The sequence below is a fragment of the Pseudonocardia xishanensis genome (assembly GCF_039541715.1).
GTDB classification, from domain to species: Bacteria; Actinomycetota; Actinomycetes; order Mycobacteriales; family Pseudonocardiaceae; genus Pseudonocardia; species Pseudonocardia xishanensis.
In genome coordinates, this window is the sequence record NZ_BAABGT010000143.1 from 1 (window position 1) to 945 (window position 945).

The following is a 945-nucleotide window of genomic DNA, read 5'->3' on the forward strand; positions in this document are numbered from 1 at the left end:
CTTGAAATAGGGAGGACCTCCGGGCGAGGTGTGGAGCTGCTGAAGGCACACACACCGTCGACCCTGGAGGTCCTCGTGTCGCACCGTAATGCCCCGCTCAACGTCGAGGGCAAGCGCCGGTTGTGTCTGCGGGTCGATCGTGGTCGCCCGAAGGCGCATGTCGCGGCAGAGGCCGGGGTCTCGCGGCAGTGTCTGCACAAATGGCACACCCGCTGGACGATCGACGGTGAGGCGGGACTCGTGGAGCGTTCCTCACGACCGCATCGCCACCCGCGCCGCACATCACCGCAGGTGGAGGCCCGTATCGAGCGGCTGCGCCGTGATCGCAAGCTGGGCCCAGACCGCATCGCCTACGAGCTGCGCCGACAAGACGGCACCCGCATTTCCTCCTCCGGGGTGCACAAGGTGCTTGTCCGGCTCGGGATCTCCCGGCTGCGTGATCTGGACCCGCCCACCGGTGAACAGCTCCGTCAGGCTGATCCGGCCACCCGAGCCCACGGCCCGAGCCGGTGGCGCCGCTACGAACGCGCCCGCCCGGGCGAGCTGGTCCACATCGACGTCAAGAAGCTCGGCCATATCCGCGCCGGTGGCGGATGGTGGGCACATGGCCGCGGCTCCGTCCAAGCCCGTGCGTCCCGGTCCGGGCCACGGGTGGGCTACGACTACGTCCACGTCGCGGTTGATGACCACTCCCGCCTGGCCTATGTCGAGGTCATCAACAAGACCGACGGTGGGGAGGACCAGCACGCCTGCGCGCGGTTCCTCCGCCATGCCACCGCGTTCTTCGCCGACCACGACGTCACCGTTGAACGGATCATGACCGACAACGCCATGGCCTACCGGCGTAGCTGGCTGTTCGCCGCGACCTGCACCGAGCTCGGCATCGCACAGCGGTTCACCAAGCCCCGCTGCCCCTGGACCAACGGCAAAGCAGAACGTTTCAAC

1 protein-coding gene is annotated in these 945 nt (G+C 68.0%); it reads left to right on the forward strand.

All coding sequences use genetic code 11. The features are described 5' to 3' along the window. Nucleotides 1-30 precede the first annotated feature (30 nt). Nucleotides 31-945 (forward strand): IS481 family transposase (locus tag ABD993_RS36525; RefSeq protein WP_345428984.1); only part of this gene is annotated, 915 nt, incomplete at its 3' end.